The sequence below is a fragment of the Microbacterium sp. genome (genome assembly GCF_031179285.1).
GTDB lineage: Bacteria > Actinomycetota > Actinomycetes > Actinomycetales > Microbacteriaceae > Microbacterium.
This window is the reverse complement of the sequence record NZ_JAPSHY010000002.1, coordinates 24477-50576: the sequence shown is the minus strand read 5'-3', so window position 1 is coordinate 50576 and position 26100 is coordinate 24477. Positions and strand designations below refer to the sequence as shown.

At 68.8% G+C, this 26100-nt stretch carries 22 protein-coding genes and 1 riboswitch; of the genes, 14 read left to right on the top strand and 8 right to left on the bottom strand.

Translation table 11 applies throughout. The features are described from left to right. Position 1 precedes the first annotated feature (1 nt). Positions 2–1015, bottom strand: coding sequence for an NADP-dependent oxidoreductase (locus RIN18_RS01460; protein WP_309102163.1), 1014 nt, complete (start codon positions 1013–1015; stop codon positions 2–4). Positions 1016–1102: 87 nt separating this feature from the next. Here RIN18_RS01460 and RIN18_RS01455 point away from each other — a divergent pair, with 87 nt between their 5' ends. The 3 genes from RIN18_RS01455 to RIN18_RS01445 all read left to right on the top strand — a co-directional run bounded on the left by RIN18_RS01455 (position 1103) and on the right by RIN18_RS01445 (position 2961). Continuing rightward, positions 1103–1528 carry a MarR family transcriptional regulator gene (locus tag RIN18_RS01455; RefSeq protein ID WP_309102162.1) on the top strand — a complete coding sequence of 142 codons (426 nt, stop codon included), beginning with the start codon at positions 1103–1105 and terminating at the stop codon, positions 1526–1528. Between the two features lie 52 nt (positions 1529–1580). Then, positions 1581–2306 carry a DUF6882 domain-containing protein gene (locus tag RIN18_RS01450; RefSeq protein WP_309102161.1) on the top strand — a complete coding sequence of 242 codons (726 nt, stop codon included), beginning with the start codon at positions 1581–1583 and terminating at the stop codon, positions 2304–2306. Between the two features lie 70 nt (positions 2307–2376). Continuing rightward, complete coding sequence (locus RIN18_RS01445; protein WP_309102160.1) at positions 2377–2961, top strand: hypothetical protein; 585 nt, start codon at positions 2377–2379, stop codon at positions 2959–2961. A gap of 33 nt (positions 2962–2994) precedes the next feature. On the opposite strand, the gene RIN18_RS01440 is transcribed toward RIN18_RS01445, so the two are convergent. Beyond that, positions 2995–3876: a bifunctional methylenetetrahydrofolate dehydrogenase/methenyltetrahydrofolate cyclohydrolase gene (locus RIN18_RS01440; RefSeq protein WP_309102159.1), complete on the bottom strand. Its 882-nt coding sequence runs from the start codon at positions 3874–3876 to the stop codon at positions 2995–2997. Positions 3877–4015: 139 nt separating this feature from the next. Beyond that, entirely contained in the window at positions 4016–5290 is a 1275-nt protein-coding gene (glyA, locus tag RIN18_RS01435; RefSeq protein ID WP_309102158.1) for a serine hydroxymethyltransferase, read from the bottom strand. 35 nt (positions 5291–5325) lie between these two features. After that, a riboswitch (ZMP/ZTP riboswitch) is annotated at positions 5326–5411 on the bottom strand. Between the two features lie 53 nt (positions 5412–5464). On the opposite strand from glyA, the gene RIN18_RS01430 reads away from it, so the two are divergent. The 6 genes from RIN18_RS01430 (at position 5465) to RIN18_RS01405 (ending at position 12748) form a co-directional block, all read left to right on the top strand. Next, positions 5465–6988, top strand: coding sequence for a family 20 glycosylhydrolase (locus RIN18_RS01430; RefSeq protein ID WP_309102157.1), 1524 nt, complete (start codon positions 5465–5467; stop codon positions 6986–6988). Then, the gene (gene nagA, locus RIN18_RS01425; RefSeq protein WP_309102156.1) at positions 6985–8160 is read left to right on the top strand and encodes an N-acetylglucosamine-6-phosphate deacetylase; all 1176 of its coding nucleotides are present in this window, start codon (positions 6985–6987) and stop codon (positions 8158–8160) included. The genes RIN18_RS01430 and nagA overlap by 4 nt, the downstream gene beginning before the upstream one ends. A gap of 409 nt (positions 8161–8569) precedes the next feature. Beyond that, entirely contained in the window at positions 8570–10597 is a 2028-nt protein-coding gene (locus RIN18_RS01420) for a sigma-70 family RNA polymerase sigma factor (RefSeq protein ID WP_309102155.1), read from the top strand. 9 nt (positions 10598–10606) lie between these two features. Further along, the gene (locus RIN18_RS01415) at positions 10607–10978 is read left to right on the top strand and encodes a YrdB family protein (RefSeq protein ID WP_309102154.1); all 372 of its coding nucleotides are present in this window, start codon (positions 10607–10609) and stop codon (positions 10976–10978) included. Next, the gene (locus RIN18_RS01410; RefSeq protein WP_309102153.1) at positions 10975–12339 is read left to right on the top strand and encodes an FAD-linked oxidase C-terminal domain-containing protein; all 1365 of its coding nucleotides are present in this window, start codon (positions 10975–10977) and stop codon (positions 12337–12339) included. The genes RIN18_RS01415 and RIN18_RS01410 overlap by 4 nt, the downstream gene beginning before the upstream one ends. Continuing rightward, positions 12332–12748 (top strand): NUDIX domain-containing protein, encoded by a 417-nt coding sequence (locus RIN18_RS01405; protein WP_309102152.1) that lies wholly within the window; start codon positions 12332–12334, stop codon positions 12746–12748. Before RIN18_RS01410 ends, RIN18_RS01405 begins: the two co-directional genes overlap by 8 nt. A 6-nt stretch (positions 12749–12754) precedes the next feature. On the opposite strand, the gene nagB is transcribed toward RIN18_RS01405, so the two are convergent. From nagB to RIN18_RS01385, 4 genes are all read right to left on the bottom strand, one after another. Next, positions 12755–13534 carry a glucosamine-6-phosphate deaminase gene (gene nagB / locus RIN18_RS01400; protein ID WP_309102151.1) on the bottom strand — a complete coding sequence of 260 codons (780 nt, stop codon included), beginning with the start codon at positions 13532–13534 and terminating at the stop codon, positions 12755–12757. Beyond that, a complete protein-coding gene (locus tag RIN18_RS01395) occupies positions 13527–14492 on the bottom strand; it encodes an ROK family protein (RefSeq protein WP_309102150.1) in 966 nt (321 codons plus the stop codon). Before RIN18_RS01395 ends, nagB begins: the two co-directional genes overlap by 8 nt. Positions 14493–14538: 46 nt before the next feature. Continuing rightward, entirely contained in the window at positions 14539–15726 is a 1188-nt protein-coding gene (locus RIN18_RS01390) for an ROK family transcriptional regulator (RefSeq protein ID WP_309102149.1), read from the bottom strand. A 79-nt stretch (positions 15727–15805) separates the two neighbouring features. Next, on the bottom strand, positions 15806–18457 hold the full coding sequence (locus RIN18_RS01385; RefSeq protein WP_309102148.1) for a family 20 glycosylhydrolase: 2652 nt from the start codon (positions 18455–18457) through the stop codon (positions 15806–15808). Positions 18458–18514: 57 nt separating this feature from the next. Here RIN18_RS01385 and RIN18_RS01380 point away from each other — a divergent pair, with 57 nt between their 5' ends. Beyond that, complete coding sequence (locus RIN18_RS01380; RefSeq protein WP_309102147.1) at positions 18515–18919, top strand: RidA family protein; 405 nt, start codon at positions 18515–18517, stop codon at positions 18917–18919. A 104-nt stretch (positions 18920–19023) separates the two neighbouring features. Continuing rightward, positions 19024–20499, top strand: coding sequence for a L,D-transpeptidase (locus tag RIN18_RS01375; RefSeq protein ID WP_309102146.1), 1476 nt, complete (start codon positions 19024–19026; stop codon positions 20497–20499). Positions 20500–20568: 69 nt separating this feature from the next. On the opposite strand, the gene RIN18_RS01370 is transcribed toward RIN18_RS01375, so the two are convergent. Next, positions 20569–22788 carry an NADP-dependent isocitrate dehydrogenase gene (locus RIN18_RS01370; protein ID WP_309102145.1) on the bottom strand — a complete coding sequence of 740 codons (2220 nt, stop codon included), beginning with the start codon at positions 22786–22788 and terminating at the stop codon, positions 20569–20571. Positions 22789–22963: 175 nt separating this feature from the next. On the opposite strand from RIN18_RS01370, the gene RIN18_RS01365 reads away from it, so the two are divergent. The 3 genes from RIN18_RS01365 to RIN18_RS01355 all read left to right on the top strand — a co-directional run bounded on the left by RIN18_RS01365 (position 22964) and on the right by RIN18_RS01355 (position 26075). Next, on the top strand, positions 22964–23422 hold the full coding sequence (locus RIN18_RS01365; protein ID WP_309102144.1) for a GNAT family N-acetyltransferase: 459 nt from the start codon (positions 22964–22966) through the stop codon (positions 23420–23422). A 209-nt stretch (positions 23423–23631) separates the two neighbouring features. After that, a complete protein-coding gene (locus RIN18_RS01360) occupies positions 23632–24642 on the top strand; it encodes a LacI family DNA-binding transcriptional regulator (RefSeq protein ID WP_309102143.1) in 1011 nt (336 codons plus the stop codon). A 125-nt stretch (positions 24643–24767) separates the two neighbouring features. Continuing rightward, positions 24768–26075 carry an extracellular solute-binding protein gene (locus RIN18_RS01355; RefSeq protein ID WP_309102142.1) on the top strand — a complete coding sequence of 436 codons (1308 nt, stop codon included), beginning with the start codon at positions 24768–24770 and terminating at the stop codon, positions 26073–26075. The last annotated feature ends 25 nt before the right edge of the window (positions 26076–26100 follow it).

The following is a 26100-nucleotide window of genomic DNA, read 5'->3' as shown; positions in this document are numbered from 1 at the left end:
GCTACGCCGTCCGCACGAGCATCTTGCCCAGGTTCGCGCCGTTCAGCACGCCGACCAGAGCAGCCGTAGCGCTCTCGATGCCCTCGACCACCGTCTCACGCGAGCGGAGCGACCCGTCGGCCAACCATGGGATGGCCGTGCCGAGGTACTCCGGCATCAGGTCGAAGTGCGACGTCACGAGCATGCCCCGCAGCGTCAGCTCTTTCGTCGCCGCCTGATAGAGGTTGCGCGGGCCGGTCGGCCGTTCGATGAGGTTGTACTGGCTCACCGCGCCCACCATCGCGATCCGGCCATGCTGACGCATGCGGTCGATTCCGGCCTCCAGCTGGTCGCCGCCGACATTGTCGATGAACACGTCGACGCCGTCCGGGGCGAGCTCGGCCAGTCGCTCCGAGATCCCCTCCGTCCGGTAGTCGATGGCATCGTCGTATCCGAAGTCCTCTCGTAGCGCGCGCACCTTCGCCGCTCCCCCTGCCGATCCGATGACCCGAGAGGCGCCGAGCCGCCGTGCCAGCTGCCCGGCGATGCTTCCCACCGCGCCCGCCGCTCCCGAGACGAAGACGACGTCACCCTTTCGGACCGGGGCGATGCGCGTGACTGCCGCATAGGCGGTGAGCCCGGTCGTGCCGAGGGGTCCGAGGTATGCCGTCTCGGGTACGACACCGACGTCGATGGGCGTCACCTCGTCGCCGGAGATCACCGAGTGCTCGCGGAGACCGGCGAAGTGGCTCACGACAGCCCCCACGGGTACGGAGTCGTGACGAGACTTGATCACTTCACCGACAGCACTGCCCTCGAGCGGTGCATTCAGCTCGAAGGGCGCGATGTAGGAAGGCGCATCGTTCATCCGCCCGCGCATGTAGGGGTCGACGGAGACGTGGGTGTTGCGCACCAGCACCTCACCGTGCGCCAGATCCGGGATCGGCACTGTCGCGAGGGCGAAATCGCTCTCCTGGGGCTCTCCCGTCGGGCGGTTGAGAAGGTGGAGCTGTCGAGTGCGAGTGATGAGCGGCATCCTGTGTCCAAACTATTTTATTTGATCAAGTAGTTCTCAGCAAAGCACATCTGCTTGAGTCGATCAAGTTGTTGCTAGACTCGGGGGATGACGGTCACCTCCGCAGCGGCGACACATGCCGACACGCTTCCGCGCGCGCTTTACGACTTCGTCGATGCCTACGATCGCGCCTATGAGGCCGCCGCGACGAGCCAGCAGCTGAGCGTCGCCCAGGTCTGCGTGCTGATCCGGCTGGATGAGAAGCGAGGCATGAGCTCGCTGGCCACCGAGCTCGGATGCGACGCATCCAACATCACGCAGATCGTCGCCCGTCTCGAGTCGCGAGGGCTCGTCAGGCGTGAACCGAGTCCCACCGACGGCAGAGCGCGGCTGATCGTCCGCACCGCGGACGGAGACCGGACGAAGGCTCGCTTCGACGCCGCGTTCGAGTTCGCCCGTGACGTCACCGCGCGATTGTCCGCGCAGGAGCGCGAACAGCTGACCTCTCTCCTGCACAAGGCGATGGGCGCCTGACTCCTCGGAGACGCGCTGGCGGATTCATAGCCGACCGCGCCAGACTGGGGACATGACCTTCGCCGCGCTCCAGCCCCTCGCCGACCGTGCTGCTCTGTTCACCGCCCTTCGCCAGGACGCTCTCAGCGCAGCCGCCGATGCCCTCGGCGAACACCGCTGGGACGCGGACATGCAGGAGGGCACGCTCAGTTTCACCGCGAACGCCGACCCGAGCCGCACGCTCGTCGCACGCGCACACCTCATCGCCACCATCGCCCCCGGTCCGCGGTCGCTGCTGTGGGCATGGGCTCATCCGCAGGGCGACGCGCAGGGCATCGCCGCGCAGCTGCGCGACTACGGTGCCCAGCACGGCATCCACGAGCTGACCTCGCCGGAGGTCGCGTTCCCTGCCGAGGTCAGCGACGACGTCGACGCGTGGATAGCGGCGACCGCCCACACCATCGGCGGCGTCGCCGTAGAGCTCACCGGCCGGTCGCCCTACTATTCCGCACCGGTCTCCGGCGGCACGCGCGCCGTGTTCCTCCTCGATGCGCCGCTGCCTTCCCTCACGGTCGGCGACGCCATGATCACCCTCCCCCGCATCCTCTCGGGTCTGGCGCTGACCGATGCACGCACCGCGGTCTGGGATCTCGCCCGGCTCGCCGGCTGGACGCTGACCTGGGCCGATGAGTCGTTCAGCGGCGCATCGGTGGCCGACGCGACCGGTTCGGCGACTTTCCGCTTCGACGAGCAGGCGCGTCTCACCGGCATCGAGAGCACCCTCGCGCCGCGGAGCTGACCACTCGGGCCCCCCGCGGCTCATGCGACGGCGGGGAGCTGCTCCGGCCCGGGTGTGGCAACCTGGAAGCATGAAGAACGCAATCGTCCGCTTCGCGTCGCTGTACGTCTTCAACGTCGCGGTGCTGCTGCTCATCGGCCTGCTCATGTCGAGTGTCAGAGTCGGATTGCACGCGCTCTGGGCGTCGGTGATCCTCACCCTCGCCGCGCTGTTCATCAAGCCGGCACTCGCCGCCGCCTTCCGCAGATCCGCCGCGAAGTCCGCCGGTGAGCGCACCAGGGTCGGCGAGAAGGCGGTGCAGTACGCGCTGGTCTATGCCGTCGAGCTCATCATCTGGGTGTTGACGGTGTGGCTGAGTGCTGTCACGGCCTCAGGGTTCGCCGGCTTCGCGCTGCCACCGCTCTTCCTACTTCTGGGCTGGGTGATCTACGACCAGGTCGATGACAGGCTTCAGCTCAAGGCCGAGCAGGTCTACGACGCCGTGCAGGCCAGGATGGGCCGTCGCGAGTCGGCCGACCGTTCCCCGGCCGGCAGCTCGGCCGACCGTTCCCCGGCGAGTGGCCCCTCTGGCTCGTCGGCGGCAGCGCAGGGACGAGCCGAGCTGAACGACGGACTCACACCGGAGCAGCGGCGGATGCTCGACGAGCTGGGCTGACGCCTCCCCGCCGGCATCCGCCACCGCTCGCGGTCAGCCGGCCAGACGCTCCGCCGCCTCGACGACGTTGGTCATCAACAGGGCCACCGTCATCGGGCCCACACCGCCGGGGTTGGGCGAGATGAAGCCCGCGACACGGGCGACGTCAGGATGCACGTCGCCGAAGACCTCACTCTTTCCGGTGGCGGCGTCGGTCTCCCGCGTCACGCCGACGTCGAGCACGGCGGCGCCGGGCTTCACGTCCTCGGCACGCACGAGGTGCTTGACGCCCGCCGCCGCGACGATGACATCGGCCTCGCGCAGGTACCGCGGCATGTCGACCGTGCCGGTGTGAGTGAGCGTCACCGTGGCGTTCAGGTCGCGGCGGGTCAGCAGCAACCCGATGGAGCGGCCGATGGTGACACCACGACCCACGACGACGACATGCTTTCCACTGAGGTCGTAGTCGTTGCGCAGCAGCAGCTCGATCACGCCGCGCGGCGTGCACGGCAGCGGGGTGTGGATCGGCGCGTTGACGTTGAGGACGAGCCGGCCGAGGTTGGTCGGATGCAGGCCGTCGGCGTCCTTGGCCGGGTCGATCCGCTCGAGGATGGCGTCGGTGTCGATGTGCTTCGGCAACGGCAGCTGCACGATGTAGCCGTGGCACGCGGGATCCGCGTTGAGTTCATCGATCAGCGCTTCGACGTCGGCCTGGCCGGCATCGGCCGGCAGTTCGCGCTGGATCGAGTTCATCCCCAGCGCCTCCGACTGCCGGTGCTTCATGCCGACGTAGAGCTGGGAGGCGGGGTCAGCCCCGACGAGCACCGTGGCGATGCCGGGCGTGACGCCCCTCTCCTTCAGCGCCGCGATGCGTTCGGCGAGCTCCGCCTTGATCGCGGCGGACGCCGCCTTGCCGTCGAGAATCTTCGCAGTCATGTTTTCTTCCTCCTTGCATCGCCACTCGCCGAGTGCACGGCTTCTCATCGAGTGCACGGCATCTTCGCGTCAATAAGCCGTGCCTTCGCCGGGACTCCGTGCACTCGCCGCGCCGGCGACGACGACGGGTCCGGATGAACTACTGCTGCAGGTCCGGGTAGAGCGGGAAGGCTGCCGTCAGTGCGTCGACGCGCGCCCGGAGAGACTCGACATCGGCACCCGGCAGCAGCGCGAGGGCGATGATGTCGGCGACCTCGGTGAACTCCGCGTCGCCGAAGCCGCGGGTGGCGAGTGCCGGCGTACCGATGCGCAGACCCGACGTCACCATCGGTGGACGCGGGTCGTTCGGGACGGCGTTGCGGTTCACGGTGATGTGGATCTCGTGCAGGAGGTCCTCGGCCTGCTTGCCGTCGATCTCGGCGTCGCGCAGGTCGACGAGCACGAGGTGCACGTCGGTCCCCCCGGAGCGCACAGCGATGCCGGCATCCTTCACGTCCTGCTGAGAGAGTCGCTCGGCGATGAGCGATGCCCCGCGCAGCACACGCTCCTGGCGCTCCTTGAACTCCGAGGTGCCCGCGAGCTTGAAGGCCGTGGCCTTGGCGGCGATGACGTGCATGAGAGGACCGCCCTGCTGCCCCGGGAAGACGGCCGAGTTGATCTTCTTGGCGATGTCGGCGTCGTTGGTGAGGATGAAGCCCGAACGCGGGCCGCCGATCGTCTTGTGCACCGTCGACGAGACCACGTGCGCGTGCGGCACGGGGTTCGGGTGCAGCCCCGCCGCCACGAGACCGGCGAAGTGCGCCATGTCGACCCAGAGGAGGGCCCCGACCTCGTCCGCGATCTCGCGGAAGGCTGCGAAGTCGAGCTGGCGAGGGTAGGCGGACCATCCCGCGATGATCACCTTCGGCCGGTGCTCGAGTGCGAGCCGACGCACCTCGTCCATGTCGACGAGCGAGGTGTCCGGATTCACGCCGTAGGCGACGATGTCGTACAGGCGGCCGGAGAAGTTGATCTTCATGCCGTGGGTCAGGTGGCCGCCCTGGTCGAGCGAGAGGCCGAGAAGCGTGTCGCCGGGGCGGGCGATCGCGTGCAGCACCGCGGCGTTCGCCGTCGCGCCGGAGTGCGGCTGCACGTTCGCGAACTCGGCACCGAACAGCGACTTGGCGCGGGCGATGGCGAGCTCTTCGGCGACGTCGACCTCTTCGCAGCCGCCGTAGTACCGCCGGCCCGGATAGCCCTCGGCGTACTTGTTGGTGAGCACCGAACCCTGCGACTGCAGCACCGACACCGGCACGAAGTTCTCGGAGGCGATCATCTCGAGGTAGCCGCGCTGGCGGTTCAGTTCGCGCTCGAGCACCTCGGCGATCTCGGGATCGACCTCGGAAAGCGGGGCGTTGAAGTAACGATCGGTCATGGCGTGCTCCTCTGACGACGGATTCGAAAGGTGTACCTATCGGCCCAGGCGCGCGGTCGAATTTCCGTGGTCGGTCGCTCCCCGGTGGTTGTCCACCCAGACGCCAGTCGCGACGGTTACGAGCATAGCGGATTCGTCCTTCGCACCAGGCCGGTTGCGCGGTAGGTTTTGTTCATGGTCCTAACTCACTCGCTGCCGGTCGTCCCCCTGCCCGCATCCGTCGTCGCCGGAGACGGACGGATGCCGCTGGCCGGCACGCCCCGCGTGCATGGCGACACCCCCTCCGCTGCTGCCCTCATCGAGGCGGTCCGTCGACGCTCCGGCATCGGCCTGGCCTCGGCATCGCCCGGCAGCGCCGTCGAAGCGGGAGATGTCGTGCTGCGTCTCGACGCGGGCACCGTGCCGTCGGAAGGGTACCGACTGCGCACCGCCGAGCATGCCGAGATCATAGGCGGCGATGAAGCCGGCGTCTTCTACGGAGTTCAGACACTCCTGCAGCTGCTGCGCGAAGACGACAGCGGCTGGGGTGTGCTCCGCGCCGAGATCGAGGACGCACCCCGCTTCGGGTACCGCGGAGTGATGCTCGACGTGACGCGCCACTTCTTCAATGTCGATGAGGTCATCGCGTTCATCGATCGCACGAGCGCGCTGAAGTTCAACCGCCTGCACCTGCACCTCAGTGACGACCAGGGATGGCGCATTCAGATCGACTCATGGCCGCTGCTGACCGAACGCTCCTCCGCCACGGCCGCGAACGGGGATCCGGGCGGTTTCTACACGAAGGACGACTACCGGCGCATCGTGGAGCACGCGGCATCCCGGCACATGATCGTCGTACCCGAGATCGATCTGCCCGGACACACGCACGCGATCGGCGTCGCCTATCCCGAGCTCGTCGAAGCGCCGGTGATGAACGATTCGCTCGTCGCGGAATCGGCGCGCCTCGGTCAGCCGCTTCCCGTCGCCGGCGAGACGTATCTCGGCTGGGGCGTCGGACACTCGAGCGTCCGGATCCGAGAGGAGCGCACCTACGACTTCGTCCGCGACGTGGTGAGCGAGCTCGCCGAGATGACGCCGGGACCGTACATCCACGTCGGCGGCGACGAGTCGCTCGGCACGACCCAGGAGGACTTCGACCATTTCGTCGAGCGTGCGACGGCGATCGTCACGGAGGCAGGAAAGATCCCTGTCGCCTGGCACGAGGTCGGGGCGGCGGCGGGCATCGCCGAGGGGACGATCGGTCAGTACTGGGGCATGACGGTGCCGTCGGGCTCGCATGCCGAGGAGGCCGCGCACTTCGTCGAGCGCGGCGGTGCCCTGATCATGTCGGCCGCGGATGCCACGTACCTCGACATGAAATACACCCCCGACTTCCCGCTCGGGCTCACCTGGGCGGCGATCATCGACGTCCGGTCGGCCTACGAGTGGGAGCCGACCGCGGTGCTCGACGTCCCGGACTCGGCCATCCTCGGCATCGAGACCCCGCTGTGGAGTGAGACGACCCGCACCATGGACGATGTCGAGCAACTGGTGTTCCCGCGCGCCGCGTGTCAGGCCGAAGTCGCATGGTCGCCGAAGGATGCCGCGGACCGCACCTGGGAGTCGTTCCGCGAGCGCCTGGGCAGCCTTGCGCCGTTGTGGAAGGCTGAGGGGGTGTCCTACCACCCCGCGCCCGAGATTCCGTGGACAGAGCGATGACAGAGGTCGGTCACGTCGAGAGCGGCTCGCTCGTCATCCACTCCGCCCGGATCATCGACCGCGGCGAGGTCACAGACGACGGCTGGATGCGCATCGAGGACGGCCGCATCGCCTCGCGCGGCACCGGCTCGGATTGGGGCACGGCCGACGAGATCGTCGACGCCAGCGCGGCGGCGGGCCCCGGAGCCGTGCTGACCCCCGGATTCGTGGACATCCACGGCCACGGCGGGGCCGGAGTCTCGTTCGACGACGGAGCGGAGGCCATCCGCACCGCTCGTGCGCTCCACCGCGCGCACGGGACCACCCGCGCGGTGGTCTCACTGGTCACGGCGTCGATCGACGACCTCGCGCGCCGTGTCGGCGAGATCGCCGATCTCATGGCCACCGACGCCGACATCCTCGGCTCGCATCTCGAGGGCCCCTTCCTCGATCCCGGCCATCACGGCGCCCATGAGCCCTCGCTGCTGCGTCCGCCGACGCCGGCGGATGTCTCGCGGCTGCTCGATGCCGGCCGCGGCACCGTGCGGCAGGTCACCGTCGCACCGGAGCTGCCGGGCGGTATCGAGGCCGTCCGGCTGATCGTGGCCACCGGCGCTGCTGCGGCGGTGGGCCACACCGATGCGGATGCCGCGACAGCCGCCGCCGCGTTCGACGCCGGCGCGACGATCCTCACCCACGCGTTCAACGCCATGCCCGGCATCCACCATCGGGCTCCCGGTCCGGTTCTCGCGGCAGCCGCCGACCGCCGCGTGGTGCTCGAGGCCATCGCCGACAACGTCCACCTCGATCCGCATGTCATCAAACTCGTGTTCGACGCGGCGCCCGATCGCGTCGCCCTCGTCACCGACGCGATGGCGGCCGCCGGCAGCGCCGACGGCCGCTATGACCTCGGTGCCGTCAGCGTGACGGTCACCGACGGCGTCGCGCGTGCGGATGAGACCGGGTCGATCGCGGGATCGACCCTCACGCAGGATGTGGCGCTGCTGCGCGCGGTCGAGGCGGGAGCCACGCTTCCCCAGGCGATCAGCGCTCTCACCGAGACACCGGCCAGGGCGATCGGATGCGATTCTCAGCTCGGCAGTCTGCGGCCGGGCTGGATCGGCGATGCGGTCCTCTTGAGTGCGGACCTGCGCGTCGCGCGCGTGTGGGTGGGAGGGCGGCCTTCACTGTAGGCCCCGCGCACCGCGCGCGACGCGCAGCGCTGCGCTCCGATCCTTCTTCACGGGTTCGAGAGGGACGCCGACCCCAGATCGGCGACCTCGAATCCCCCGAGCAGAGCGGGGGGCCCGGGAACTCCTCCCCCGAGGTTCCCGAGCCCGCCCAGCCGGTGCAGATCCCCCCGCACCAGCGCCACGACTCCGCCCCCCGGTGGAGTCGCGATGGCTGTCTCTATGGGATGAGACGACGGCATCCGCGATTCATTACGCGACTTCTGGATTTCCCTCGGCACCCGTGTCCGCGGGAGTTCTGCACAGGGGTGGCCAGGCTGCGAGATTCGAGGGAGAATGGGAAAGACGCGTGATGAGGATCCTGTTCACGCGTCTCTTCACGTGAGGGTGCACCCACCTTCGCGACAGATGGATGATTGTGCATATCGACAACACTTCTCACGACGAACCGATCGCCGATGCCGATCTGATCCTCCGGGCCCGCTCGGGCGACTCGGAGGCCTTCGGCGAACTCTGGCGGCGACATTATCCGGCGGGTCTCTCGGTCGCGCGGTCCGTCACGTCGTCCATCGACCCTGACGACCTGGTGCAGGAGGCGTACACGCGCATCTATCAGGCCATCCTCAAGGGCGCCGGCCCCAACGGCTCATTCCGTGCGTACCTGTTCACCAGCATCCGCAACACCGCTGCGGCCTGGGGTCGATCGCGACGCGAGACCGCCATCGACGAACTCGACAGCGTCGCCGACCCCGACAGCACCGAACAGGCCGCCAATGAGGCGCTGGATCGGAGCCTCACGGCCCAAGCGTTCCGCAGTCTGCCCTCGCGGTGGCAGGAAGTGCTGTGGTACACAGAGATCGAGCAGATGAAGCCGCAGGAAGTGGCGCCTCTGCTCGGCATGAAGGCCGGCGCGGTCTCGCAGCTCGCCTTCCGCGCCCGCGAGGGCCTGCGCGAGGCCTGGATCCAGGCGCACCTGCGCAGCGCCGAACCGGGCTCGGACTGCCAGTGGGCGATCGAGCACCTCGGCGCCTATGCGCGAGGCAACCTCGGCACCCGGGACCACAAGCGCCTCGAACAGCACCTCGATGAGTGCGCCCGGTGCATGATCGTCGCCGCCGAGGCGAAGGACGTCTCGACGCGTCTCGCCCTCGTGCTGCTTCCTCTGGTGCTCGGAGTCACCGGTGCTGCGGGTTACCTGGCCACGATCCAGGGCGGCGGGACGCCCATCGTCGCTCTTGCCGCTATGCCCTCGAGCGTTTGCGACGGCGCGGTCGTCATGGGCGACGGCGGGGCCTCGTCGGCCTCCAACGGCTCATCGGGCAGCGCAGGCTCGGCGGGCGGTGGCGGAGGTATCGGTTCCGGCGGCATCCTCAGCGGAGTGGGCGCCCTGGTGGGCGCCGGTTCCGCAGCTCTCGTCGTCGCCGGAGTCGTCGCCGCAGCAGCGATCGTCCCCAGCCTCGCCGGCACGGCCCCCGTCGCCTCCCTGCCCAGCGCCGGCGAGCAGGGCGCCGCTGCGATCACCTCCGAAGTCGGCCCCGACGAGGCGATGTCACTCGACGCGCCACTCGTCATCGAAGACCCCGCACCGATCCCGCAGCCCGTGCCCGAGGAGCCAGCACCGCCTGTCGACGTGCCGACAGTGCAGCAGACCGGCCCGACGGTCGCTGCGCCGACGATACCCGTGATCGCTCCGGTACTGCCGATGCTGCCCGTCGACCCGGTGCCGAAGCCGGAACCCGAGCCGGAGCCCGGCCTGCCTGAAGGCATCCCAGAGGTCGTCTCGGCCGAGGTCACCTGTGTCATGGAGGCCAACGACATCCTGATCGCCACCACCCACTACTGGGTGCAGGTGAAGGGCGCCCCGGGTGCCACCGTGCAAGCGCTGCTCGGAGGCACGACGGCCGGGACCACCGGAGCCGTCCTGGACGCGACCGGAACCGGCCTCGTCGATCTCCGACCCACCTTCCTGCAGCTGCTGCTGAACGTCCGGGTGTCGTTCCAATACACCCTGACGGCGGCCGACGGAACGCTCCTCACCGGACCCCCCACCGAACCTCGCGGGATCTGGGAGCTGGCCGATCCGACGGGCATCGCCTGCGGCGGACCCGAAGAGCCGCCCGCCGGCGAGGTGCCGGTCGAGCAACCCGGCGGCGAGCCCGCTGCCGAGCAGCCCGTCGATGCTGCTGTCGCAGAGGCTCCGACCGTCGACGAGGCGGCACTTCAGAGCCCACAGACAGCGTCGACCCCTTCCGCTCCCGCACCATCGGCACCGGCTCCCGCACCATCGGCACCGGCTCCCGCACCCCCGGCACCGGCTCCGCCGGTGGCTCCGGTTCAGCCGGAAGCCGCCGCCCCCGAGCCGAGCACCGCCGAGCCCGTCACAGATGCCGCGGCGAGTGACCCGCTCTCCGCGACAGAGGCGCCGGTCCCCGCCGAATAGACTGGGAGCATGCCCCAGGATTCCACACCAGTACCGGGCGTCGATCGCCCCGCAGTGGCCGCTCTCGACATCGTCCGCGTGATCGTCCTGGTCATCGCCATCGCGTCGCTCGCGCTGTGGGGTTTCGCCTCCTGGTCCCTGCCGTGGAACGTGATCCTCGGCATCGGGACACCGCTGATCGTGCTGCTGGTCTGGGCGCTCTTCCTGTCTCCACGCCCCGTTCTTCAACTGCATCCCTTCCTGCGGGCCGCGGTCGAACTGCTCATCTACGCCGGCGTCACCATCGCCTGGTGGTCGATGGATCAGGGCCTCATCGGCTCCGCGTTCGCTGTCGTGGCCATCGGCGCCGGCCTCGCGGCCGGCCGTCGCGCACTCGCATGAGCGCACTCGAAGAGCTCAGGGCCGCGCTCGGCGGGATCGTCGACACGAACGCGGGGTCGCTCGAATCCGCGCGCGCCGACCGCTCCGGCCACGCCGCCGCCGGCCACCCGATCGCCGTCGTGCACGCCGAGACCGTCGAGCATGTGCAGCAGACCATGCGCATCGCCACCGCCACGCGAACGCCCGTCGTGGTGCGCGGCGCGGGCACGGGACTCGCCGGTGCCGCGAACGCCGGCGCCGGCGAGGTCGTCCTGTCCACACTGCGCATGACAGCGGTGAGAGAGATCCGCCCGGACGACCTCCTCGCCGTCGTGGAACCCGGAATCCTCAACGCCGACCTCAATGACATCCTGCGCGAGCACGGCCTCTGGTGGGCACCCGACCCCGCCAGTCGCGCGATCTCGACGGTTGGCGGCAACATCGCCACCGGCGCCGGCGGGCTGCTCTGCGCCAAATACGGCGTCGTGCGAGACGCCGTCCTCGGCGTCGACCTGGTGCTCGCGGACGGGCGCCTTCTCCGACTCGGCCACCGAAGCGTCAAGGGCGTCACCGGGCTCGACCTCACCTCGCTCGTGATCGGGTCCGAGGGCACGCTCGGCGTCGTGGTCGGCGCGACGCTGAAGCTCCGGCGTCTCGTCGTGGGCACGACCTGCACGATCACGGCGTCCTTCCCCGGGGTCGGTGCCGCCGCAGCCGCGTCCGCCGCCGTCACGGCCGCAGGCATCCAGCCGGCGATCATGGAGCTGATGGATGCCGCCAGCCTCGCCGCGGTCCACGCCTTCCTCGCGCTGCCTGCGCCGCCGGAGGGCGCGGCTCAGCTCACCATCCAGACCGACGGGCCCGCCGCGGTCGTCGAAGCGGAGGCGATCGCCCAGATCCTTCGCGGCCTCGGCGGTCAGACAGCCCTGTCTGACGACCCGGAAGCGGGTGAGCGGCTGCTCGCCATCCGGCGCTCCATGCACCCCGCGATGGCCACCCTCGGGACCACGCTCATCGAAGACGTCTCGGTGCCCCGCAGCGCGATGCCGGCGATGTTCGACGAGATCGCCCGCATCGAGCAGGCCTATGGGATGAGCATCCCGACCGTCGCCCACGCCGGCGACGGCAATCTGCACCCGAACTTCATCTTCCAGGGCGCGGAGGCCCCCGCTCACGTCTGGGCGGCAGCCGACGAGCTGTTCCGCGCCGCCATCGCCCTCGGCGGCACCCTTACCGGCGAGCATGGCATCGGCACGCTCAAACAGCGATGGCTGGCGGACGAACTCGGTGAAGACCAGTGGGAGCTCCAGCGGCGGATCACCAGAGCGTTCGACCCGCTCGGCATCCTCAACCCGGGCAAGGTGTTCCCGGTCGATGCCTGACATCCACGTGAGCGCCGCCGTCATCGTCGACGAAGACCGGCGTGTGCTCGTCGTGCGCAAACACGACACGACCCGTTTCATGCAGCCGGGCGGCAAGCCCGAGCCCGGTGAGTCGGCCGCGCAGACCCTGGTGAGAGAGCTGGAGGAAGAGCTCGGCATCCGCCTCGACGAGCGCAAGCTGACGCCCCTCGGCACCTTCGTCTCGGCGGCGGCGAACGAACCGGGTCACCGTGTCGTCGCGGCCGCCTTCGCCGCCACGATCGACCCGGCCTCGGTGCGGGTGCAGGCCGAACTCGCCGAGCTGCGCTGGATCTCGCCCGCGGATGTGCCGACGCTGCCGCTGGCTCCGCTCAGCCTCGAGCACCTGCTGCCGCTCGCCTGGCCGGAGCTGCGCGCCCAGGGCACCTGAGCGCGTTCAGATCCCCTGCCACGACGGCTTGTTCGCGTACGTGTAGCGGTAATAGTCCGCGAGCTTCAGGCGGGAAGCCGCCGCCTCGTCGACGACCACCGTCGCGTGCGGGTGCAGCTGGATCGCCGAGCCCGGCAGGATCGCGGAGAGCGGCCCCTCGACCGCATCCGCGATCGCCTGCGCCTTACCCTCGCCGAAGGCGAGCAGCACCAGGTGGCGCGCGCGAAGGATCGTCCCCAGGCCCTGAGTGATGCAGTGTCTCGGAACGTCGTCGATGGAGTCGAAGAACCGCGCGTTGTCTTCGCGGGTCTGCTCGGTCAGCGTCTTCACCCGGGTCTGCGATGCGAAGGACGACCCCGGCTCGTTGAACCCGATGTGGCCGTCCGTGCCGATGCCGAGGATCTGCAGGTCCACGCCACCTGCCGCCTCGATCGCCGCTTCGTACTCGTCTCCGGCGCGCTGGATCGTCTCTGATCGGCCGTTGGGCACGTGGATGCGCTCAGGGTCCAGGCCGAGCGGCTCGACGACCTCCCGGGTGATGACGGACCGGTAGCTCTCGGGGTGGGCGGGGTCGAGGCCCACGTACTCGTCGAGGGCGAAGCCGCGCACCTGCGAGACATCGCGGCCCGCGAGCCGGGTGCGCAGTGCCTTGTAGACCGCGAGCGGCGTCGATCCGGTCGCAAGTCCGAGCACAGCGTCGGCTCGCGCGTCGAGGAGCTCGACGATCTCCTGGGCGACCAGTGCGCCCGCCGCCTCGGCGTTCTCGACGATGACGACTTCAGCCATGGGCCACGATCTCCTTCTCTGAGGCGGAAGCGCCGACCACAGCGGCACCGAATGCCGCCGCTGGGGACCCGACGGGGAGCAGTTCGATTCTGGCATCGAGTTGCAGTGAGCGCATGAACGGCGACGTGTCGGCATCCGCCAGGAGCGCTGCGCGGATGCCGTTCTCGAGCGACGCACCGAGCGCGGTGATCCCGCCGCCGATAATCACGGTCTCGACATCGGCGGAGAGCACGAGTATCCGCACGGCGGCGGCTGCGCCGTGGAACAGGTCGGCGCGCAGCGCCGAGGCCTGAAGGTCGCCCTCGTCGGCCGCCTCGAAGATGTCCAGAATCGGCAGCGCTCCCGGGCGGCCCCAGGCGCGCGCGAGTGCGCCTCCGCCGCAGAAGGTCTCGATGCAGCCGCGCTGCCCACAGCCGCAGAGTCGCCCGTTCGGGTCGACGGAGATGTGCCCGACCTCGCCGGCCGTGCCTCGGGAACCGCGCCAGATGGTGCCGTCGATGACGATTCCGGCGGCGACCCCGGTGCCGAGGTTGAGATACGCCATCGAGCCGGCGGCGCCGCTCAGCACGGCGGCGCCGAGGGCCGCGGCCTTGACGTCGTTCTCGACCCGGAACGGCACTCCGATGACGTCCTGGGCCCGGGCCGCCAGGTCGAGCGACTCGACCCCGAGGTTGACCGCATGCAGCACTCGTCCTGTCTCGGCATCCACCAGTCCCGGGATGCCCACGCCGACCGAGCGCACATCGCCCATCGGGTAGCCCACCTCGTCCGCCAGCGAGGTGACGGCGTCGACGATGCTCGTGACCACCGCATCCTCGCCCCAGCCGGTGGGCCGACGCAGGCGCCCGAGGATCTCCCCCGCCTCGGAGACGGCGACGGCATCGATCTTGGTGCCGCCGACATCCAGGCCGACTCGAACCTGCCGGCTGTCGAGGCCGGCGTTCTGGATCACGGTCATCGGACAGTGCCGATACGCGCGGTCCGGACGGTCGGGGTCTGATGTGTCATGACACTCCCAGCTGACCGGAGAGCACCATCACCGCAGCGCCGCGGAGCACGATGTCGTCCTGGTGCGTGCGGCGGACGAGGACGTCTTCGAAGACTCCCTCGAGCGTCCTGGCGTGGAGGGTCTCGATCGCCGCGTCGATGAGGATGCCGTCCAGCAGATCTGCGGGGCCCGACAGCACCACCTCTGACAGATCCAGCGCGGCGACGATCGGGGCGATCGCGATCGCCATGCGGGTGCCGGCATCGCGCAGGATCTCCGAGCGCTCCTCCGGTGCGGACTCGACGGCCGCGCGCAGCCGGCTCACGCTGAGCCATGCCTCGAGACAGCCTTCCTTCCCGCACGCGCAGCGGGGACCCCCGTCGGTGCCGACCACGACGTGACCGATCTCGCCCGCGGCGAACCGGCTGCCCAGCAGCGGCTGGCTGCTGGTGATGAGACCCGCGCCGACGCCCTTGCCGATCTTGATGAGCATGAAGTCGGCCTTCGCTTCGCCGAAGGTGTACTCCGCGAGGACGGCGGCGTTCGCGTCATTGCGAGCGAGGACCGGCAGGTCGAGGTCGACGCCGAGCTTCGCCTCGAGGGGGAAATTCGTCCACCCGAGGTTCGGCGAGCTCAGCACGACGCCGTCCGGCCGGACGACTCCCGGCGTGCCGATCCCTACTCCCAGCAGCGGCTGACTCGACGCGGCGACGAGGCTTCTGGCGAGCTCGAGCGTGGCGGCGTAGGCGGCGTCCGTGCCCGGCAGATCGGGACGTGAGACCTCTCGCCGCTCGAGCACATCGCCATCGAGGCTCAATACGGCACCGGAGAAGACGTTGGGTCCGGAGAGGTCGAGGCCGATGATCTGGTGCCCCACTCGATCGATGTCGATGAGGATGGGAGGCTTTCCCGGCCCGACGGTCTCGCGGATGCCCATCTCGATGACGATGCCGTCGGCGATGAACTCGGCGACGAGATCCGAGATCGTGACCCGGGTCAATCCCGTCTCCCGGGAAAGGTCCGCGCGGCTCATGGCTCCCGAGTGATAGAGCGTCTGCAGGACGAGAGCCCTGTTGTGCCCGCGAGCGTGCTCGGGGAGCACTTTGGCTCGGGACCGGAGATGGCGACCGGGCCCGAAGGCGTGCGTGTTCGCGCCGGCGTAATCTGACGACAGCGCGGGACGCGGCTCATCCAAAGCGGACATATTTGTTAGTAGACCTTACGAACAAAATTTATGCAACCCCGACCACGGTAGCGGCGAGGAGGGTTATCGAAACGTTACCTCACTGCGATCGGTGCTCATCATACGACTCCGCCCGCTTCACCAGCCGCTGAACGAGCCTCGCCACGATCTCTTCACGCGCCTCGAGTGTGAGGGGCTTGCCCGGCACACCCGGCCGACGCTGTGCGGGTGTCGGTCCGTCGAGCGGACGGTAGGCGACGCCGGCGACGGCGAGCCGACGCAGGTGCACGGGAAGACGGCGAGCGAATTGAGCGAAGGGCGGCGGTTCGCCGCCCTCCCAGAGCCGTTCGGCGATGGCGGCGAGGCGGGGGAACATCGCGAAGTCGACGCGATCCCGAGTGGGCAGATGCTCGGTCCACACGTTCGCCTGGCCGCCGACGGCGCCCGGCTCGACGCGCAGCGAGTAGGCGCGTTCGATCGGCAGAGGTGGACCCACGCGGATCGGCTCCTCTGCGGACTCCGACTGCGGATAGTCGAGGTAGGCCTCCATGTCCGGGCATGCGACGACCGGGATGCCGCGTCGCAGCGCCTCGCGCATCGCCACGGGTCCCCGCCAGGCCAGGATCTGCACCCCGTCGGGTACGTCCCCCTCGAGCACCTCGTCCCAGGCGAGGGCGGTGCGGCCTCGCCGACGAACGTGCTCGACGAAATGGGCGGTGAACCACGGCTGCACGTCGTGCGCGGTGGAAAGCCCCAGCTTCCCCATCCGCTCCGCCGCCGCGGCGCTCTGCTCCCACTCGGTGACCGGTACCTCGTCGCCTCCGATCCCGATCCACTGCGCCTCGAACAGGTCGCACAGCGCGTCGATCGCCGCGCGTCCGAACGCCAGCGATCCCTCGGTCGGAGCGAGCGTCCTCCGGTTCACTCCGAATCGCTCCCACGGGCTCATCACCGGCTCTGCGACGTCGGTGTTCCCGAGTTCGGGATAGGCGGCCAGAGCGGCCTGCACGTGACCGGGCAGTTCCACTTCGGGGACGATCGTCACGAAGCGTTCGGCCGCGTACGCCACGAGCTCACGCAACTCGGCTGAGGTGTAGTACCCCGCGTGCACGCCCGGTTCGACGGTGGCCGACGGCCCGTGCCCGAGCTGCGTGGCCTCGCGGCGGGCACCCACCTCGGTGAGCCTCGGGAAGCCGGGCACCTCGAACCGCCACCCCTGGTCGTCGCTGAGGTGCAGGTGCAGCACGTTCAGGTGGTGATCCGCGAGCAGGTCGACAAGGCGGCGTACGTCGTCCGCCGGCCGGAAGTGCCGTGCGACATCCAGCATCACACCGCGCCAGCCGTAGGCGGGCGCCCCGCTCCAGACTCCCGCGGGAATGCGTGCGACGTCGCTCTCGGGCGGGCGCAGCTGGCGCAGGACCGTGGCACCCCGGAACACCCCGGCCGCACTCGCCCCCCTCACCTCGACGCCGTCGGCAGCGACCTCGAGACGGAACGCCTCCTCTGCGACCCGACCGCTGGCGCGCGCCGGATCCCCCACTCGCTCGTCGATGACGAGCGTGATCGACGGCGTGCGCGCGGCGGATGCGGCAGCGTCGCCCGGGCCACCCAGCGCCGCGATCGACGCCGCCAGACCGGCATCCGTCGACGACGATACGACGGGGGTCTGCGCCGTCCACTCGAAGCCGGAGGCGGTCTCATCGATCACGGCGTCGATGCGGGGCACCGTCGCCCGATGCGCCGGAGGTGGCATCCGCAGGACCTCACCCGGAGTCGCGCCGGTGACGGCACCGTCGGCGACGACGGGCACTCCCCCGATCAGCACCTCCACGATTCCGACGGGCGCCTCACGCCGAGACTCGATCGTCGCGCCTGCGGTGATCGTCTCGGGATCGAAGAGCACGAGGTCGGCCGCCGCCCCGGCACGGATGACGCCACGTGGCCTGTCACCGCGGTGCAGCCCCAGCCGCTCTGCCGGGGTGCCGGAAAGAAGACGCACCGCCTCTTCGAGGGATGCGCGATCCTGGTCCGGTGCGACGTTCATCGTGGCGTGCGTGAGGTGCACGGGGCACCCGGTGCGGCGTCCGATCTCCAGCGCCTCCCGGCCGAGCGCGAGCGCCGCACCGCCCTCGCTGTGCGTGTGCGGCGCCCAGTACCCGCCGCGTTCGGCGACCACCGCGCACAGGGCTTCGAGCTCGGCGTCGCCGGCGTACATAGCCGGCGTCTCGGCGAGACCGCTCGACATGCCGAAGGCGCCGGCGTCCATCGCCTCGCCGAGCAGCTGCGTCATCGCCGCGATCTCGTCCCCGGTCGCCGGACGGTTCTCGTGCCCCACGACGATCGCGCGAAGGATTCCCTGCGGGACGAGGACCGCCGTGTTCGTCACCGTTGCCGCGGTGGCGTCATCGAGCGGTGCGAGGCCGAGTCCGTCCTGCGCGATGACCTCGGTCGTGACGCCCTGCAGGATCTTCGCGTCGTGCCGTGCACCCTCGAGCACGGCCAGGTCGCTGTGCGCGTGCATGTCGATGAAACCGGGAGCGAGCGCGAACCCGGTGGCGTCCACCTCGACGGCGCCAGCAGGCAACTCCAGGAGATCGACGGTGTCGCTGGATTCGGGAAGGACGGCGACGATCCTCGCGCCCTCAACGGCGACGTCGGCGACATACCGTGACGCCCCCGTGCCGTCGACCACTGTTGCTCCGCGATACACCCTCACCCGGCCCGCCCCTGCCTGCTCAGCACTCAGAAGCACGTCGCCACCGGATCCGGAATTTGTAGAGGCATCTAACAATGCTACTAGGCTGGGATCATGACTGCGAAGACCCGAGTTTCCACCGACGCCGCTCCCGCCCCCGCGCACACCTTCTCGCAGGGGATCCGCAAGGGCCCGATCGTGCAGGTCTCCGGCCAGGGTCCGGTCGACCCGCAGACGAACGAGTATCTGTACCCCGGCGATGTGGCCGCCCAGACTACGCGGACACTCGAGAACGTGAAGGCCATCGTCGAGGCATCCGGTGCCACCTTCGACGACGTCGTCATGCTGCGCGTCTACCTGACCAAGCGCGAGGACTTCGCCATCATGAACGAGGCCTACGGCGCTTTCGTGACGGCGCACACCACCAGCGGCGTGCTTCCGTCGCGGACCACGGTGTTCACGGGTCTTCCCCGCGAGGAGATGCTCGTCGAGATCGACGGCCTCGCCGTCATCGGCTGATCACCCAGCGGTGGTCTCCCCTTCAGACCGTTGCCTCCCCGTTACCTGCGATCCCGTACCATAGTGCAGAAGGACACGTTTCTTGTAACCGGGGGGTGATGTGCGTGACCGATCTGATCGCAACGCCGAAGACGACTGACTCGCTCGGCCAGACGGACGCGCGCACTGAGGTGATCCCGCCCGTCGACGGCGAGCCGCCCCAGAGCGGCGATCAGCCGCTGGCCTGGGCACCCATCGAGCCTGCGCCGAAGAAGAAGCGTCTCGGCCTGTGGATCAGCCTCGGTCTCGGCGTGGTGCTGCTGGGCGCAGGAGCCGCCTCAGCGATCCTCATCGCCCCGGGCACCACGGTCGCCGGGATCAACGTCGGCTGGCTCACCCCGGGCGCCGCCGCCGACGTCATCCGCACGCACGTCGCGAACACCGAGATCGCGCTCACCGGTGAAGGCGACGGGACCGTGCTCACCGGTGCCGACGTCGGTGCCAGCATCGACGCGACCGCGCTGGCCGACAAGGCCTTCGCCGAGCACCCGCTGTGGAACCTCGGTGCGTGGATGGGTGAGCCGGTCGCCGGTGAGATCATCCTCGATCCGGCCAAAGCCGAGAGCGCGCTGCGCGCGGCCGTGCCGACGAGCTTCGAAGACCCCGTCGATGCGGGCGTCGTGTTCGACGAGGCCACCGCGTCGTTCGTGATCACGCCGGGCCAGGCCGGTACCGCCATCGATGTCGACGAGCTGACCGGCGCCATCGCCGAAGCCGTCGCCGCGGGCGCGAGCAGCCTGGAGTTCTCCGGAGACCCCACCGAGGCGCTCCCCGCGGTATCGGACGACGACGCGACCACGACCGCGGGCACGCTGAACACGATGCTCGCGACGATCGGCTTCTATGTCGGCGAGGAGCGCACCGTCCCCGTCGCCCCCGCGGTCGCCGCCAGCTGGCTGACGGTCGTCAACGACGACGGGCAGCTTCGCATCGAGGCCGACCCGCAGGTGATCCAGGCGACGGTGGACACACTCCCCGGCCTCGTCGACCGTGCCCCTGTCAACGCGACCAACATCGTCGACTCGGCGGGCAACGTCCTCCGCTCGGAGACCGCCGGTGTCAGCGGCCGCACCCTCGGCGACACCTCCGCGGTCGCTGACGACTTCGCAGCTCAGCTCGAGGCGGGCGAGAGCGTGTTCGCGCTCTCCGTCACCGAGGTCCCGTTCGAGACCGTCAACATCGTGCGCCGCATCGAGATCGACATCAGCTCGCAGCGCGCGTATCTGATCGAGAACGGCAACGTCGTCCAGACCTACGCCGTGTCGACAGGACTCCCCGGGACCCCGACCCCCACCGGAAACTTCAAGGTGTTCGCGCACACGCGCATCCAGGACATGGGTTGCTTCGAGGGCGCTCCGTACTGCACCGAGGACGTGCCGTGGATCACATGGTTCGCCCCGAACATCGGCTTCCACGGAACCTACTGGCACAACAACTACGGCCGTCAGATGAGTCACGGCTGCGTCAACCTGCCGATCGATCTCGCCAAGTACGTCTACGACTGGTCCCCGGAGGGCCTCGAGATCCAGGTTCGCACGTGAGCTGAGCTCACCACGACAGACACGAAGAAGGGCGGATGCTGAAGCATCCGCCCTTCTTTCGCGCCGTGATCAGGCCAGCGCGTCGATGATCCCGTTCAGCGTGGCGGAGGGCCGCATCGCCGCGGTGACGAGTGCGGGATCGGGCCGGTAATAGCCGCCGATCTCGACCGGTGCGCCCTGCACCGCGTTCAGCTCGGAGACGATGGTCTCCTCGCGCTCAGCTAGCGCGGAAGCGACCGGCGCGAACGCGGCGGCCAGCTCGGCATCCTTCGTCTGCGCCGCGAGCTCCTGTGCCCAGTACAAGCCGAGGTAGAAGTGGCTGCCTCGGTTGTCGATCGTGCCGAGCGCGCGCCCCGGCGAGCGATCCTCCTCGAGGAAGGTGCCGGTCGCCGCATCCAGCGTCTCTGCGAGCACCCGCGCCTTCTCGTTACCGGTGCGATCGGCGAAGTGCTCCAGCGATGCCGCCAGCGCGAAGAACTCGCCCAGCGAATCCCACCGCAGGTAGTTCTGCTCCACGAGCTGCTGCACGTGCTTGGGCGCGGATCCGCCGGCTCCGGTCTCGAACAGGCCGCCGCCCGCGAGGAGTGGAACGATGGAGAGCATCTTGGCGCTGGTGCCGACTTCGAGGATCGGGAACAGGTCGGTGAGGTAGTCGCGCAGCACGTTGCCGGTGACCGAGATGGTGTCGAGGCCGTGACGCATACGCGCGAGCGTGTAGCGCGTGGCCTCCTCGGGGGCGAGGATCGTGATGGTGGTCCCGTGGGTGTCCAGCAGCGCCAGACCCTGATGCACCTTCGCGATGATCTGCGCGTCGTGCGAGCGGTTCGCGTCGAGCCAGAACACGGCAGGCGCCCCCGTCGCGCGGGCTCGCGAGACGGCGAGCTTGACCCAGTCCATCACCGCGATGTGCTTGGTCTGCGTGGCCCGCCAGATGTCGCCGGCTTCCACCTCGTGCTCGATGAGCACGACGTCCTCGCTGTCGACGATCTGGACGCGACCGGCGGTCGCGATCTCGAACGTCTTGTCATGGCTGCCGTACTCCTCGGCCGCCTGCGCCATCAATCCGACGTTCGGTACGGTGCCGATCGTCGCCGGGTCCAGCGGCCCGTTGGCGATCACATCGTCGAGCACGGCCTGGTAGACACCGGAGTACGACGAGTCCGGGATGACGGCCAGGGTGTCGTCCTCGCTGCCGTCGGCACCCCACAGCTTGCCGCCGTTGCGGATGAGCGCGGGCATCGAGGCGTCGACGATCACGTCGCTGGGCACATGGAGGTTGGTGATGCCTTTGTCCGAGTTCACGTACGACACACGAGGACCCTCGGCGAGCGCCCTGTCGAAAGCGGCGGCGATCTGGTCACCGTCTGCCACGTCGGCAAGACCTGTGAGGATGGAGCCGAGACCGTCGTTGGCGCTGAGGCCGGCCGCTGCGAGTTGCTCGCCGTACTGCGTGAAGACATCGGCGAAGAACGCCTTGACCACATGGCCGAAGATGATCGGGTCGCTGACCTTCATCATCGTCGCCTTGAGGTGCACGGAGTAGAGCAGGTCATCCGCTTTCGCCGTCTGCAGCGTCTCCGAGAGGAAGGTGTCCAGTGCCTTCGCCGACAGGAATGTGGCGTCGATGATCTCCCGCGGGAGCACCTTCAGCCCCTCCTTGAGGGTGCTGACGGTGCCGTCCGTCGCGATGTGGCGGATGGTGAGGACGTCGTCGTGCGCGGCCACCCAGGACTTCTCGTTCGACTTGAAGTCGTCGTGTCCCATCGTGGCGACGCGCGTCTTCGATCCCTCGGGGAACGCCTTGTTGCGGTGCGGGTGCTTGCGGGCGTAGTTCTTCACCGCGAGCGGAGCACGGCGATCGCTGTTGCCCTCGCGCAGCACCGGGTTGACGGCCGAGCCCTTGATGCGGTCGTAGCGCGCCCGGGTGTCCTTCTCCTCGAGGGTCGTCGGCTCGTCGGGGAAGTCGGGGATGTCGTATCCCTGCTTCTGCAGCTCGGCGATCGCGGCCTTCAGCTGCGGGATGGATGCCGAGATGTTCGGGAGCTTGATGATGTTGGCTTCGGGAAGCGTGGCGAGGCCGCCGAGCTCGGCGAGCGCATCGCTCACCTGCTGCTCGGGAGTGAGCTTCTGCGGGAATGCCGCGAGGATGCGTCCGCCCAGCGAGATGTCGCGGGTCTGGACCTCGATGCCGGCCTGGCCGGCGAACGCCTTGACGATCGGCAGCAGCGAGGCGGTGGCGAGAGCGGGGGCCTCGTCGGTGTACGTGTAGATGATGGCGTCTTCGGTCACCTGGAGGTTCTCCGTTCGCAGGGGCAATTTGTCTCGATACCAAGATACCTGAGGCGCTGTCCCGCAGTGTCCGCCGGGTGAGCGTCCGGGCCGCCCGGCTTGGGACGATGTCGCTGCCCGTCGTAATGTACGGCGTTTGGGTGTGCGCACCGCCGGTAGGGGTTAGCCTGGGAGCATGTCCGAACTGCGCGTGGTCGAACTCTCCGCTGCGACGATCGTCGCCGTGAACAACCTGTCGCTCAAGCCCGGACAGGAACAGTTCCTCGCGCCCGTGTCGTACGGCATCGCAGCGACTGTCATCAATCCCCAGACCTCGTGGCAGCGCGTGGTGCTCGACGGCGACGAGGTAGTCGGCTTCGTCAGCGCGAACTTCGATCCCGAGGCACCGGAGGAGCATTTCCGCTCCGTACTGTGGCGCATCAACGTCGACGCCGACGACCAGGGTCGCGGCGTCGGACGATTCGCCGTGGAGAGCCTCATCGACGAGGCGCGCACGCGCGGCGTAGATCACGTGAACGTGATCTATGAAGCCGGCGACGGCGGCCCGGAGGCCTTCTTCCACCGGGTCGGTTTCACTCCGGTCGGCGAGACCGAATACGGCGAGGTCATCGCCGAGATCCGCATCGCCTCATAGGCCGGCGGCGGGGTCTCGAATCCCCTCCCCCATCGAGACTCCGTCGCCTTTCTCCCGGCGCAGGCAGACCGCCCTGCGCCGCGCGTGCGCCCAATATGTTGCGAGCAACCACAAAAGGCTTGCGCTTGTCCGTCCAACGTGCCTATCATCGCTGCAGAAGCTGAAGCGAAACGCTTCGACAGTTCTCACAAGACGACGATGGGGTCACGATGACGACGATTCACGAGGTGGCGGAAGCCGCCGGTGTGTCGATCAGCACCGTCTCCTACGCGCTCAGCGGCAAGCGGCCGATCTCCGACAAGACCCGCACACGGATCGAGAAGGCCGCGCGTGATCTCGGCTATGAGCCCGACGCCGGGGCCCGGATGCTCGCCGGCCGCCGTACTCACATCTTCGCGCTGACCGAGCCGCTGCGTGCGGACACGCACGCCCCGACGCACATGGCGTTCGTGCTCGCGACGGCGGTGGCAGCACGTCGACGGGGATACGACATCCTGCTTCTGACAGACGAGCAGGCGTCGGACGGCATGAACCGCGTGGCCGCAAGCAACCTCGTCGACGCGATTCTCGTGCTGGACGTCGCGCCAGACGACGAGCGCGCGGCGATCGCGCGTGCCGTACGCACGCCGACGGTCTTCATCGGGATCCCCGACGACCCGGACGGGCTGACGTGCGTCGATCTCGACTTCGAGGCTGCCGGCCACCTCGCCGTGGATCGCCTCGCGGATGCCGGGCACACACGCGTCACGCTACTCGGGCAGACTGAAGTCTCGTACCGCAAGTCGAACTTCCCTCGCCGCCTGCTGCACGGCGTGCAGACCCGGGCGCTCGATCACGGCATCGCGCTCCGATCGGAGACCACAGGCGCATCCTCGACCGACACCGCAGCTGTGCGATCGGCTGCCGAGTCGGCACTTGCCCGAGGCGATCGAGCCTTCATCGTCCATGCCGCCAACGACGTGCATGAGACCCTGCTCACCGTTCTCGACGAGCACGGCCTTCGCGTCGGCACCGACGTCTCGGTCGTCTCCGCCGCCGCCTCATTCGACACGTCGACGCTGACGGTGCCGCTCGACACGATCCCCCTGGTGCCGCAGCAGTCCTGCGACCTCGCCGTCGACCTCGCCGTTCGCCATCTCGAAGGTCACAGGGTGCCGGCTCAGATCCACCTCATTCCACCCGAATACCACATCGCCGACTCGGTGTCGCCTCGTCGCTGATCCCGGACCGCGCCCCGCCCCCGCATCACTTTCGTCGAAACGCTTCGACGTACGCAGCCACAACTGAACACCTGACCCAGAGAAGTGTCCGGCCCAAGGGGCCACCCGAGAAAGGAGTGCCGACGATGGCACGCAACATCCGCAGGACAAAGGCGCTCACCGCGATCGCCGCGCTCTCAGCCGCCGGTATCGCTCTCAGCGGCTGCAGCGCCGGCTCCGCAGGCGAAGGCGGCGACGGCGACACGCTCAAGCTGTGGCACTACGAGGGTGCCGACAGCGCGATGGGCAAGGCGTGGGCCGAGGCCATCAAGATCTTCGAAGAGGAGACCGGCGCGACCGTGGAGTTCGAGGAGAAATCCTTCGAGCAGATCCAGAAGACCGCCAGCCAGGTGCTCGACACGGATGCCGCCCCCGATCTCATGGAGTTCAACAAGGGCAACGCCACCGCCGGGTTCCTCGCCTCGACCGGTTTGATCGCCGACATCTCCGACGCCGTCGAGGAATACGGGTGGGACGACAAGCTCGCGCCGTCGCTCCAGACGACCGCGAAGTACTCCGAGGACGGCGTCATGGGCGGCGACACCTGGTTCGGCGTGCCGAACTACGGCGAGTTCGTCGGCGTCTACTACAACGAGGACGCCTTCGCGGCCGCCGGGCTCGCGATCCCCACCACCTATGAGGAGTTCGTCGAAGTGCTCGATGCGTTCGTCGCGCAGGGTGTCACCCCGCTCGCTGAAGCCGGCGCCGAGTACCCGCTCGGCCAGCTCTGGTACCAGCTCGCGCTCCTCGAGGGCGACCGTGGCTTCGTCGACGACTACCAGCTCTACAAGGAGCCGGTGGACTGGCAGGGTGACGAGATCACCTCGGCGACCGAGACCCTCAAGGAATACGTCGACAAGGGGTACATCGCCTCGGATGTCTCGTCGGTCAAGGCGGAGGACGCCGGTGTCTCGTTCATCAACGGCACCTCCCCCATCTTCGTATCGGGCTCCTGGTGGTTCGGACGCTTCGTCGCCGAGGCCACGAGCTTCGAGTGGTCGATGACCGCCTTCCCGGGCGCTGACCTCTCGCTCGGTTCGTCCGGCAACCTCTGGGTGGTCCCGGAGAATGCGGCGAACAAGGAACTCGCCTACGAGTTCATCGACATCACGATGCGACCGGAGATCCAGGCGATCATCGGCAACAACGGCGGCCTTCCGGTCGCTGCCGACACCGCGGACATCACTGACGAGAAGAGTGCGGAACTCATCGAGACCTTCAACGGCGTCCTCGATGCCGACGGCCTCTCGTTCTACCCGGACTGGCCCGCACCCGGCTTCTACGACGTCATCGTCCAGGAGCTCCAGGGACTCGTCACCGGTGTGCAGGACGTGAAGACGACCAACACGAATCTCGGTGAGCAGTACGACGAGGGAACCTCCGAGTACCGCTGATCCACTGGCGGGGGCGGCGTCCGCG